11 protein-coding genes are annotated in these 12,987 nt (G+C 30.6%); 7 read left to right on the top strand and 4 right to left on the bottom strand.

Annotated elements, in window-relative coordinates; all coding sequences use genetic code 11:
* Positions 1-423: an FdtA/QdtA family cupin domain-containing protein gene (locus WNY60_RS10785; protein ID WP_145002616.1), complete on the top strand. Its 423-nt coding sequence runs from the start codon at positions 1-3 to the stop codon at positions 421-423.
* Here the strand turns inward: WNY60_RS10785 and WNY60_RS10780 are convergent.
* Entirely contained in the window at positions 409-1,344 is a 936-nt protein-coding gene (locus WNY60_RS10780) for a glycosyltransferase family 2 protein (RefSeq protein ID WP_342862371.1), read from the bottom strand. The genes WNY60_RS10785 and WNY60_RS10780 overlap by 15 nt on opposite strands.
* Positions 1,345-1,501: 157 nt before the next feature.
* Between WNY60_RS10780 and WNY60_RS10775 the strand changes: the two genes are divergently transcribed.
* Positions 1,502-2,416 carry a hypothetical protein gene (locus tag WNY60_RS10775; protein WP_342862370.1) on the top strand — a complete coding sequence of 305 codons (915 nt, stop codon included), beginning with the start codon at positions 1,502-1,504 and terminating at the stop codon, positions 2,414-2,416.
* On the opposite strand, the gene WNY60_RS10770 is transcribed toward WNY60_RS10775, so the two are convergent.
* Both WNY60_RS10770 and WNY60_RS10765 read right to left on the bottom strand, forming a co-directional pair.
* Entirely contained in the window at positions 2,406-3,095 is a 690-nt protein-coding gene (locus tag WNY60_RS10770) for an ATP-binding cassette domain-containing protein (protein WP_341588142.1), read from the bottom strand. The genes WNY60_RS10775 and WNY60_RS10770 overlap by 11 nt on opposite strands.
* Before the next feature lie 8 nt (positions 3,096-3,103).
* Positions 3,104-4,444 carry a hypothetical protein gene (locus WNY60_RS10765; protein ID WP_342862369.1) on the bottom strand — a complete coding sequence of 447 codons (1,341 nt, stop codon included), beginning with the start codon at positions 4,442-4,444 and terminating at the stop codon, positions 3,104-3,106.
* 152 nt (positions 4,445-4,596) lie between these two features.
* Here WNY60_RS10765 and WNY60_RS10760 point away from each other — a divergent pair, with 152 nt between their 5' ends.
* The 4 genes from WNY60_RS10760 (at position 4,597) to WNY60_RS10745 (ending at position 11,676) form a co-directional block, all read left to right on the top strand.
* Positions 4,597-7,617: a tetratricopeptide repeat protein gene (locus WNY60_RS10760; RefSeq protein WP_342862368.1), complete on the top strand. Its 3,021-nt coding sequence runs from the start codon at positions 4,597-4,599 to the stop codon at positions 7,615-7,617.
* Between the two features lie 40 nt (positions 7,618-7,657).
* Positions 7,658-9,388 (top strand): TonB-dependent receptor, encoded by a 1,731-nt coding sequence (locus WNY60_RS10755; protein WP_342862367.1) that lies wholly within the window; start codon positions 7,658-7,660, stop codon positions 9,386-9,388.
* A 104-nt stretch (positions 9,389-9,492) separates the two neighbouring features.
* Positions 9,493-11,115: an amidohydrolase gene (locus tag WNY60_RS10750; RefSeq protein WP_342862366.1), complete on the top strand. Its 1,623-nt coding sequence runs from the start codon at positions 9,493-9,495 to the stop codon at positions 11,113-11,115.
* Positions 11,116-11,148: 33 nt separating this feature from the next.
* Positions 11,149-11,676 carry a DUF2059 domain-containing protein gene (locus WNY60_RS10745; RefSeq protein ID WP_342862365.1) on the top strand — a complete coding sequence of 176 codons (528 nt, stop codon included), beginning with the start codon at positions 11,149-11,151 and terminating at the stop codon, positions 11,674-11,676.
* Here the strand turns inward: WNY60_RS10745 and WNY60_RS10740 are convergent.
* On the bottom strand, positions 11,673-12,371 hold the full coding sequence (locus WNY60_RS10740; RefSeq protein ID WP_342862364.1) for a methyltransferase domain-containing protein: 699 nt from the start codon (positions 12,369-12,371) through the stop codon (positions 11,673-11,675). The genes WNY60_RS10745 and WNY60_RS10740 overlap by 4 nt on opposite strands.
* 21 nt (positions 12,372-12,392) lie before the next feature.
* Between WNY60_RS10740 and WNY60_RS10735 the strand changes: the two genes are divergently transcribed.
* Positions 12,393-12,887, top strand: coding sequence for a YkgJ family cysteine cluster protein (locus WNY60_RS10735; protein WP_342862363.1), 495 nt, complete (start codon positions 12,393-12,395; stop codon positions 12,885-12,887).
* Positions 12,888-12,987: the final 100 nt, after the last annotated feature.

Raw genomic sequence — 12,987 nt, 5'->3', positions numbered from 1 at the left:
ATGAAATTAAAATCAACGACTGTAAACGCAGTATCTATTATAGAAATACCTAAAATCACTGATGAAGAAGGACGTGGTAATTTGTCAGTTATAGAAAAAGATTGCGTTCCATTTGATATCAAACGCGTGTATTATTTATACGATGTACCTAGTGATGCTTATAGAGGAGGTCATGCTCATAAAGCTTTATTTCAGTTTTTGATACCCTTAAGTGGTAGTTTTGATGTGATTTTAAAAGATGGTAAAAACACTAAAACAGTCAGTTTAAATAAGCCTAATAAAGGGTTGATGATTGTACCAGGTATTTGGAGAGAACTTGAAAATTTTTCTTCAGGAGCAGTATGTTTAGTCTTAGCATCAGAGGTTTACAATGAAGAGGATTATGTTAGAGATTATAGCGAATTTGAATTACTTAAAAGCTGATAAGTAAATGTTGTTTTTTATTAAAAAACTATGAAGCTTTTTTAATCCAATTAAAATAGAGGAAGGACAATTTACAAGGACTTTTTGTTTATAGTTTAAATTTTTAAAATCGATGTCTTGCTTTACTTTTTTAGCGTCAATAGGTTGGTCTAATAATTTATAACGAATGACTAATGCATATCTATTTATGTCTAAATACTTTTTTAATGAAGCGTTGTTTTGTGCTTCATTCTTATAATTATTAATTAGTAAATATCTGTCCTCATTATAATCACGATTTGATAAACTAGATTGATCAAAGAAGTTATATAGCATCGTTATTTTTGGGTTAAAAGCGATTTTGCCAATTAAACCAAATTTAATCCACAAATCAATATCTTGTCCTGTTCTTAATTTAGTATTATATCCATTAACTTTTAAAAAGTCCTGTTTCTTAAAAGCAACGGAAGATGAAGTAGGAATAAAATTAATAATGTTAGCTTTAAAAAAGTCGTTAATTATCAAGCAACTATTGTCATATTCAAAATTAAATTTAGATTTAGTTATAAATCCATCATGACGCTTAATATTATAATTGGTACAAAATAGTACAGCTTCAGGACAAGTGTTTATGCATTTTTTTAGTTCTAATAGATGGTTTTTATCCCAAATATCGTCAGCGTCTAATGTGGCTATATAGCTTCCGTTTGAGGTTGCAATAGCAGTGTTTCTTGCTATGGATGCGCCTTGATTTTCTTGTTGGATGACTGTTATTTTGTCATTATTTAGACTCTTAACTATTGCTAAGCTTTGATCGGTACTACCATCATCGACTATTACAATATCAAAATTTTGAAAACTTTGTTGTAAAACAGATGTAATAGTTTTTAAAACATATTTTTCCTTGTTATAAAGCGGTATAATTACAGAAAAAAAAGACATTATAATTATTAAATTTTGGTTATTTGGTTTGTTATGGACCTACAGTTTTAATATGCTGTAGCAGTTTTTCAAATCTAAGCATTAATATAGATTTATAAATAGACAAGTTGATAATTTTCAAAGTGATATATTTACAAATGATATTATTATTTAATTAATGAATTCTTTTTTTAAAAACGCATTACTTTTTACCATTCCATTACTCTTAGTTTTTATTGCTATAGAATGTTTTTATAGGTATGTTCCAAATAATTATTCATACAAAAACAAGCAAATACAAACGCAATATGGTAATATAGAAACACTAGTTTTTGGGGATTCTCATGCTTTTTATGGAATAGATCCTAAAGGTTTTGACAGATCAACCTTTAATATTTCTAATGTTAGCCAATCTATATATTTTGATAAGTTATTGTTTGAAAAACATGTGGATAGTTTTCCTAAACTAAAAAACATTATTTTAACTGTTGCTTATACAACGCTAAGTGAGGTAGATGATAAGTTAGACTTAAAATGGCGAAAGTATTTTTATAAAAACCACATGGGATTAACCATTCCTTTGATCTCTAAATATGATTTAAAACAACATAGTCTTGCATTAGTACACAAACTATCCAAAACTATTAAATATGTCAGAGATTATTTTAAAAACGGTACTTTAGTAACTAGTGATACTCATGGATTTATTACAACTAATTTAGTTGAAAATAGTACTAAAGATTTAGATGGTTTTGCCAAACGGGTTACTATAAACCATGAAGATGGATTGTTAGATTTTACTCAAAACACCAAAAGGATCCAAGAAATTATCAAGCAATGTCAGTCTAGAGATATTAACGTGTATTTAGTAAGTTTACCAGTTAATTATAGATATGTAAATTTAGTAAATTCTAAAAAAGTAGCTAAAATTTACGATACAGCAGATGCTTTAGCATTAGGTAATAGTAATACAACGTATATCAACTTGTTTGAAGATAACCGATTTGATGATTCAGATTTTTTTGATGCTAATCACCTTAATGTTAAAGGTGCTAAAAAATGTACAGTAATTTTAAACCAAATTATACAGTAGTCTTACGCTGTACCACTTCAAAAATTCTGTTATCGTCACATTTTAATGTTTTACTTGGGTATTTTAAAAGTAAAGCATAATCATGAGTAGCCATTAAGATTGTGTTACCATTTTTATTAATGTCTTGTAATACTTCCATGACCTCAATACTAGTTTGTGGGTCAAGATTACCAGTAGGCTCATCTGCTAAAATTAATTCAGGATCATTTAGCAACGCACGTGCAATTGCAATACGTTGTTGCTCTCCTCCAGACAATTCATGCGGAAATTTAAAACCTTTAGTTTTCATGTCAACTTTGTCTAAAACAGAAGCGACGCGCTCATTCATTTTAGTTTTATCCTTCCAACCTGTTGCTTTTAGTACAAATAGTAAATTGTCATTAATGGTACGGTCAGTCAATAATTTAAAATCTTGGAAAACAATACCTAGTTTTCTTCGTAAAAACGGAATGTCTTTTTCCTTTAAAGACGGTAAGTCAAACTCAACAATATGTCCTTCACCTTGTGATAATTTTAAATCACCATATAAGGTTTTCATAAAACTACTTTTACCAGAACCTGTTTTACCAATCAGATAAACAAACTCTCCTTTTTTAACTTCTAAATTAACTTCAGAAAGGATTAGACTTTCACCCTGAAAAATAGAGGCGTTTTTTAATTCTAAGACAGTGTTTGACATAAAAAGGTTTATTTTTTTGAAGTAATAACGTCTTTGTAAGACCAAATATTATTGATGACAAAGTAAACAATTAATGGGAAAAATGGAAAACAAAATCTACTATTGTTTCCGTAGGCAATTAATGCTTGTGCTAAGGATCCTGAAACGATTATACAAACTATAAAAAGGTCAGGGTCGTAAGTGCGCATTTTGTTTTTTAAAAAAAGGATCATTTTTTTGAAAGCAAATATTAGAAATAAGACATTAAATATTATTAAGGCATAGCGTTGTATGTAAATCCACACTATCAACGTGCCTTGCTTAAAATAAACATTGTTTATCTTTTCAATATTCCAATAAAAACTACTTTGATTACCCCAAAAAAGTAGCCAAGATTTACCTGCTTGTTTTAGATAAAGTAGTGGGTTGTCTCTTATAAGCTGTTTAGAGATATCTCCTAATTTAAAATACAGGTCCTTTTGAGATAAATTTGTTACTTGTAATAACTCAATTTGTGCGTCCCAAACACTCATAGCTTCAAGTTTTGGATTATGTATAAGTATAGAATCTCGATGTCTAACTATAATATCTCTTATTTGGGCATGTTCGTCCTTTGCTAGTTCAAAAAAAGGAGTTGCTGTTTGTGTTAAATTAATTCCAAAATATGTAGTATTAGTAAAGTGTCCAATGGTTTTTTTATTATGGTTGTTCCACATGTAATAGGTCAATAGTGGTAAGCATAAAACTAATGTACTTTTAAAAAGGACCGACTTTAAATTAATTTTAAAAGATGCTACAATAAAAAACATAGCAAAACCTACAGGAACATATATAAAAAAAGGTCTTGTAAGATATAACCAGGTTAGTATTAACGATAATAAAAAGTAAAAGTACCATTTGGTTTTGCTCTCAAATAATCTGCAATAGACTATTAGCCATATACTAAAAATTAATAAAAAAGTAGTTAATGTTTCCGTTAGTATAGCAAAATCAAATAGTACAACGTTAGCAAAAGATGTAAATATAATGGCAGTCCAAAAGCCAATTGCTTTATCCTTACTAAGGACACTAGTAATACTATATGTAAAATAGGTTGTCATTACACCTAAAATTAATTGGAAACCTACAACCCAAGTTAAATTATATCCAAGTAGATTGATAATTACTGGTAGTCCAGGTGTTCTTTTTCCGTCATAACCAGTTAAATCAAAAACAGTTTTTGATAAATTAATATAATCTTCAGAGTCAGGAAATAGGGTTACTGTATTATATAAAACAACAAAAATAAAACGAATAATTGTAGCATAAATAACAACTAAAAGTCCTGCATGATTAGTTATTAAATGTTGTAATTTATTCTTAATAGACATTTATGGGATTGTTTTAAATAAGACTGTAAATATAGAATAATTAAATCTACCTTTTTTTGATAATATATAAATCGGTTTATAATTATTAGTTAAATCTATCGTTAGAGATATAGATTAATTTATCTTTGATTTTGAATTTAAAAATAGTATCAATGTTAGTAAAAAAACAGCTTACATTTTTCATTACCATAGTCTTTTGTTTCCAGTTACTTGGACAAGAAACTGCAGTTTATACCAATAGTCTAGGCGATTATCAAAAAGCGTTACAGCTTTATAACAGTCAGCAATATTTAGCTTCTCAAAATTTGTTTAGTCAGATTAAAAAAGAGACCAATGACCAAAACGTAAAAAGCAATTGCGCGTTTTATATTGCAAATGCAGCCATAAGATTAAATCAGCAAAATGCAGACGTTTTAATGGAGCGTTTTGTAGAAGATTATCCAACCAGTACAAAAAAAAATACAGCATTTTTAGATGTTGCAGAATATTACTTTGCTAATGGTAAATACGCCTATGCTCAAAAGTGGTATGCAAAAGTAGACGAGAATGGACTGTCCAAAGCAGATAAGGAATCTTATAACTTTAATAATGGTTATGCTTCATTTACAACTAAAAACTATAAAGATGCTAAAAAGTATTTAACACGTGTAGAGACCTCTCAAAAATATGGTTCTCAGGCTAAATATTATTTAGGTTTTATGTCCTATGAAGGTGATGATTATGATGGAGCTAATAAGTATTTTGAGCAAGTTGGTCAAGAAGAAAAATATAAAGAAAAACTAAGTTACTATCAGGCTGATTTAAACTTTAAATTAGGAAAATTTGATAAAGCAATAGAGCTTGCTAAATCTAAACTAGAAACTAGTGATAGAGATGAAGTTTCAGAATTAAATAAAATTATAGGTGAAAGTTATTTCAACTTAAAAAAATATGACGAAGCTATTCCATACCTAACCCAATATAAAGGTAAAAAAGGAAAATGGAGTAATACAGATTATTACCAATTAGGTTATGCTTACTACAAGCAAAAGGATTATGATAAAGCCATTTCAGAATTTAACAAAATTGTAAGTGCAGATAATAGCGTAGCTCAAAATGCTTACTATCATTTAGGAGAAAGCTATGTTAATGTAGGTAAAAAACAAGAAGCGTTAAATGCTTTTAGAAACGCCTCTCAAATGGATTACGATTTAAAAATCCAAGAAGACGCCTGGTTAAACTACGCTAAAATAAGTTACGAAATTGGTAACGCTTATCAATCGGTACCTCAAATACTAACAGGTTATTTAGATAAATATCCAGACACACAATATAAAGATGAGGTAGAGGTATTATTAATAGACTCGTACATTACCTCTAAAAACTACAAGGAAGCTTTAGAGTTATTGAAAAATAAAAATAGTTTTGAAAGTAAAGTTGCGTTACAAAAAGTAGCGTTTTATAGAGGTTTAGAATTGTATAACGAAAGTAAATACCAAGAGGCAGAAACCCTTTTTGATAAATCTTTGAAAGAACAACAAAATCAAAAATTTACTGCAAGAGCAACATTTTGGAAAGCCGAAACAGATTATAATCTAACCAACTACGAAGATGCCTTAATTGGATTTAAACAATTTAAACAACAAGGTGAAGCTTCGTCAACAAAGGAATTTGAAAATTTAGATTATAATATAGCTTACACGTATTTTAAGCAAAAAAACTACGATCAATCAACAGTGTTTTTTAATCAATTTATTCAGAAAAATCAATCGGATAAAGTTAGGTTAAACGATGCGTATTTACGTTTAGCAGATGGTTATTTTGTGTCTAGTCGTTATACGGAAGCTATAACAGCTTATGAAAAAGCGATGCAAGTAGGTAAAATTGAAAATGACTATGCGTATTTTCAAAAAGCGATGAGCTACGGTTACATTGGTCAAGAAGGTGATCAAACAAATCAATTAGAACAATTTATTGCAAAATACCCAACATCAAAATTACGTGATGATGCTATGTATGCTTTAGGTAATAGCTACGTAAAAGCAGGTAAAGATGCTAAAGCAATTGCAATTTATGGTCAGTTAAAAAAAGAATATAGTACAAGTCCATTTACAAGCAAGGCTCAGTTACGTCAAGGTTTAGTCTATTATAACGCGAGTCAAAACCAACAAGCATTATCAACCTTTAAGTCCGTTGCCAAGGACTATCCAAGTACACCAGAAGCTAATCAAGCGGTAGCAACAGCTAGACTAATTTATATAGATTTAGGTAAAGTGGATGAGTATGCAGCTTGGGTTAGAACTTTAGATTTTGTAGAGGTTACAGACGCAGATTTAGACAACGCAACGTATCAAGCAGCAGAAAAACAATATTTAGACGAAAACGTAAATGATGCCATAAAGCAATTTAATGGGTATTTAAATCAGTTTTCTAATGGATTACATGCTACTCAAGCTCATTTTTATTTAGCACAATTGTACTTTAAAAAAGATTTAAAATCTAATGCAGAGCCACATTATGCTTATGTAGTCAGTAAATCTCAAAGCGAATTTTCAGAAGAAGCCTTATTGCGCTTATCTCAAATTCAGTTAGATAAAAAAGATTGGAATGCAGCAATACCAACCTTAAAACGCTTAGAGGCAGAAGCAAACTTTCCGCAAAACAGTTTATTTGCTCAGTCTAATTTAATGCAATCTAATTATCAATTAAATAACTATAATCAAGCGGTCGCTTACGCGGAAAAAGTGCTAGGTAATGGTAATTTAGATAACAAAATTAGAAGTGATGCTCATGTTATTATTGCACGTTCGGCAATTAAAACTAACGATGCTGCTAAAGCAAGAACAGCTTATGCACAAGTCGAAACGTTTGCAACTGGTGAAACTGCAGCAGAAGCACTATACTATAATGCATATTTTAAAAACAAAGATGGTTTATACGCAGAGTCTAACCAAGTGACACAACGTTTAGCTAAAGATTATTCCGGTTATAAATATTATGGAGCTAAAGGTTTAGTGGTAATGGCTAAGAATTTTTATGCCTTAGGTGACGCCTTTCAAGCGACATACATTCTAGAAAGTGTTATCAAAAACTTTAGCAATTTTGAAGATGTTAAAACAGAAGCACAAACCGAATTGAATAAAATTAAAACAGAAGAAGCTAAAACAAACTCTTCAGTAATATCTGAAGACTAATAACAGCAATCGACACAATCGTAATTCATAAATATAAATTATGTTTAGTACAAAAAAGCAAATCATTTTAACGATAGCATCACTATTAATCACTGTCTTCGCTTTTGCACAAGAAAGAGAAGGCGGTACCATTCAAACAGGAGTAATAGATGTTGTTAAACCGTATACGCCTAGTATTTCTGACGCTTTTAAAGTTAAAGAAACACCAACATTAGACGATACTGAGACTGCAACTAAAAAAGAAGTAAAGTATAATATTTTTTCATTTCCCGTAGCTTCTACTTTTACGCCTGCAAAAGGAAAAGCAGCAGTTGTAGATAAAGCAAAAAAAGTTAAGTTATACGATAACTATGCAACTTTAGGCGTTGGTACGTATACCACAATAGTTGGAGAAGCGTATCTTAATCATGCCATAGGTCGAGATCAGATTTTTAGTGCATATGTAGGACATCACTCGTCACAAGGTGATATAGAAAATGTATTGACAGATAATGGATTTTCAGATTCAAAGCTTAATTTAACATATACTAAAAAAGATCGTGATTATAGCTGGACTGCTTTAGGTGGTTTTCAATACCAAACGTATAATTGGTATGGTTTACAACAGCCATTATTTAATCAAGCAACAGCAGATAGCTTAGATGTTGGTCATAGTTTTATTAATGGCTATGTTGGAGGAGATATTACTTTTGAAGACGCTATAGTATCTTCAGGAAGTATTTTATATAGACGCTTTGGAGATAATTTTGGATCAGGAGAAAATAGATTTAAAGCCAACGCAATTGGTACAATTAATATTCAGGATAACGATGTAGATATTGAAGTGTTTATGGATTACATTGGTGGTAGTTTTGATAAGGCTTATGCAGATCCTAATCAGATTAACTATGGTAACTTTCAGATTGGTTTAGCACCAACTTTTCAATTAAAACAAGACGACTTAACTGTAGATTTAGGTGTTAAGGCTGTGTATTTAAATGATACAGAAGCAAGTAAAAGTAAGTTTTTTATCTATCCAAATATAGCAGCAAGTTATAGGTTGGTGGATGAGGTTTTAATTGCTTTTGGAGGTGTAACAGGAGGATTAAATCAAAATTCGTATTATGATTTTGCTCAAGAAAATCCCTTTATATCACCTAATTTATTTATTGCACCTACAGACCAACAATACAAAGCATTTGCAGGAATAAAAGGTAAACTGTCTAATACAATGAGTTACTCAGTTAGTGGAAATTACACCTCAGAAAAAAACAAAGCATTATATATTAATAACGATATTTCAACAACATCAGAGCCTTACACTTACGGTAACTCGTTTGGTTTAGTGTATGATGATGTGACTACTTTTAGTGTTGCTGGAGAATTAAATGTAGACATAAACCGTAACTTTACTTTAGGTATTAAAGGTGAGTATTTTTCGTATGATGTTACTAACCAAATGGAAGCTTGGAATCTACCAGATTTAACAGCATCTGTCTTTTTAGATTATCAAATAACCGATCAATGGTTTGCAGGAGCTAATCTATTTTATGTAGGTGAGCGTAAAGATCAATTTAACATTCCTAACTTGATTAGTCCAAACTCAGGTATTGTAACCTTAGATAGTTATTTTGATGCTAATGCACATGTAGGCTATCATATAAATGACCGTTTTTCAGTATTTGCTAAAGCTAATAATATTGTAGGAGAGGAGTATACTAAATGGCAAAACACACCTGTTCAAGGTATACAGTTTCTAGCAGGAGCAACGTATAAATTTGATTTTCAGTAAAATTAAATAATTCACTTATAGGTTTTAAACTCCCTAATATTTTAAATTAAAAGCCTCTATTTGAGGCTTTTTTTTTATGTTTATATTTACAAAAAATATTAAAAATGAGAATCACCAAAGTTTTATTATTATTCTTAATTATAGTTTCCTGTGCTTCAGATAAAATTGAAGTCGATACTATCATTACCAACGGAACGGTTTATACTGTTGATGCAGATTTTAACACTACAGAAGCGTTTGCCATTAAAGATGGTAAATTTTTAGCAGTTGGTGCAACTAATGATATTAATAAAAAATACAAAGCTACCAATACAATTGATGCTAAAGGACAAACCATTTTGCCTGGATTTATCGATGCACATTGTCACTTTTACGGTTTAGGTTTAAACCAATTACAAGTAAATCTTAGGGATACTAAAAGTTTTGATGAGGTAATGAAACGTGTTATCGATTTTCATAATAACCGACCATCTAATTTTATTATTGGTAGAGGTTGGGATCAAAATGATTGGGACGACAAAACTTACCCAAATAAAGCATTATTGGATAAATTATATCCAGATACACCTGTGGTTCTAACTAGAATAGATGGTCATGCTATGTTATGTAATCAAGCAGCTTTAGATTTAGCTAAAATAGATATTAATACAAAAATTGAAGGAGGCGAAATTTTAAAGAAAGATGGCAAACTTACAGGAGTATTAATTGACAATCCAATGGAGTTGGTTGAGGCTATTTTTCCGGAACCGACAAAACAACAACAAATTGATGCTTTGCTTGAAGCACATAAAATATGCACAGATTTAGGTTTAACAACCGTGTCTGATGCTGGTTTGGACAAACAAGTCATTCAATTAATTGATAGTCTACAACAAGCAGGAGCATTAGATATGCGTATGTATGCTATGATTAGCAATAAAAAAGAAAATTTAGAGTATTACCTATCAAAAGGAAAAATTAAGACAGACAGATTAAATGTGCAATCTGTAAAAGTCTATGCAGATGGAGCTTTAGGCTCTAGAGGAGCAGCTTTAAAACAAGAATATTCAGACCAACATGATCATTTTGGTGCTTTAGTTATTGGTACTGATGCTTTTATTAATTTAGCTGACCAAATAGCAAAAGCAGGATACCAAATGAATACTCATGCTATTGGAGACTCAGCTAACAGATTTGTTTTACAGACTTATCAAAAAACATTAAAAGATCTAACTAACAGACGTTGGAGAGTAGAGCACGCTCAAATTATCACAGATAATGACTTTGACTATTTTAAAAACGAAAACATCGTACCTTCCATACAACCAACACATGCAACAAGTGATATGTATTGGGCAGAAGACCGTTTAGGAAAAGACCGTATTAAAGGTGCTTACGCCTATAAAACCTTACTAGAAAAAAGCGGAAGATTAGCCTTAGGGACAGACTTTCCGGTAGAGCAAGTAAGTCCGTTTTTAACCTTTTACGCAGCAGTATCTCGTCAAGATGTAAACCAATATCCAGCAGGCGGTTTTAATAAAGACAATGGATTAACAAGAGAAGAGACCTTAAAAGGAATGACTATTTGGGCTGCTTATGCTAATTTTGAAGAAGAAGAAAAAGGAAGTATTGAAGCTGGTAAATTTGCGGATTTTATTATCTTAGATAACAATATAATGACTATCGAAGAGAAAGAAATCCCTAATATCAAGGTAAATCAAACGTACATTAATGGAGTGGCACAGTAGTTGCTATTTTATAATAACTTAAACAATTTTAAAATGAAAAAAATTATCGCATTTGTGTGCTTTTTAGCAATAGGTACAGTAAGTATTGCTCAAAATGATCAGTATAGTAAAGATGTTAAAACGTGCATACAAAGCAACGGAACAATAACTTATTATGAAGGGGTTATAGACCAAATGTTTACAATGTTAGAAGAACAATTTAAGTCTCAGGACGTACCAGCAGCTGTATGGAAAGATCTAAAAAAAGTTAAACCTGATGCAATGGATGATTTAGCTGTAATGATAGTATCTGCTTACAAAGCTCATTTTACTCATAATGACGTAAAAAATATGAATGCGCTATATAAAACAAAAGCAGGTAAAAATATGTTTAAGCCTGAAGCCTTAACAGAAGGCGATAAAATAATTTTAAAAGAATTTTATCAAAGCGATACTGGTCAAAAAATCGTAAGTTCTCAAGACTCCATGAACGCCTCAATGAGTGATATTTCTGTAATGTGGAGTGGTGATTTATACAAAAGTATGATAGCAAAATTATCAGAAAAAGGATACGATATCTAAATAAATAGCTTTGCTAAATAGTCATAATGCTCGCCTTCAGCGAGCATTTCGCATTTTAAACCAGAAGTTTCACAGGCTTGTTGTAGTAACTTAAAATCTAAATATAACCACTTCATTGGTAATTCAGCTTCTCCTTTATAACTTAAAAAATAATCTAATTCGCCATAATAATTAGCATTCATATCTTGCCAAAATCCACCATCTTCATCTAAGTACATATACTTTATGTCGCTAGAGTCTATTAAAATTTGACCACCTGTATTTAATAATGTTTTTAAATGCGATAAATACATTGCTACCTGATTTAAGGTTTCAAAAATACCAGTACCATTCATTAATAATAGAATTGTATCAAAAGTTTCAGTTTCATCTAAAAGCGCAAGGTGTGCAACCTGTTTTACACCTCTAGCGTGACTTACTTCAATAGCACCTTTAGAGATGTCAATAGCTTTGACGTTTAGTCCCTGGTCTTGTAAGTATAAACTATGACTTCCAGAACCACATCCTACATCTAATGTCAGTCCTTTAGATAGTTGCAATGCTTTTTGTTCTAATTTTGGCATGTCTTGATAATCCCTGAAAAGATAAGGAAGTGGTAACTCATCGTCGTCAGAGATGTTAGTAGACGTTATTAAGTCTTCTGTATAATTACCATTTTGATAATCTAATAATGCTTTTCCGAAAAGGTCTTTCATTTAAAATACTATTTTTGCACTATGGAACAATTTTTAAATGGTCTTCCAAAGCTTGCCAAAGATAAGCATAAGGAGAATAAAACCTTTTTTACTAAGCTAAAAAAGAAAGCACCAAAGCAATTAGATTACTTAATGCAAGAGTTGCATGATAACGAGTTTAAAAAGACCGATTGTTTAACGTGTGCTAATTGTTGTAAAACTACTGGACCATTATTTACAGATAAAGATATCCAACGTATTGCCAAACATTTTAAGCAAAAACCGCAACAATTTATAGATAACTATTTACGTCTGGATGAAGAGAATGACTATGTATTACAATCTGTACCTTGTACCTTTTTAGGAGCAGATAACTACTGTTCAATATACAATGTGCGTCCAAAAGCCTGTTCAGAGTTTCCGCATACTGACCGTAAAAAGTTTCAGCAAATATCTAATTTGACTTTAAAAAATGTAGCTATTTGTCCTGCTGCTTTTAATATAGTTGAAGAGATGAAAAAACGAATTAATTATTAATACGTGGTATTTTTATTATTTAATCAAGTCATAATCGATGTGTGTTTTTTGAGAAGTTTATTGACTTTGTTTTAAAAAAATAGTAAAAACTTACAATCTT

This window comes from Olleya sp. AS48 (assembly GCF_038900355.1).
Taxonomy (GTDB): Bacteria; Bacteroidota; Bacteroidia; order Flavobacteriales; family Flavobacteriaceae; genus Olleya.
This window is presented reverse-complemented; position numbering and strand designations above follow the sequence as displayed.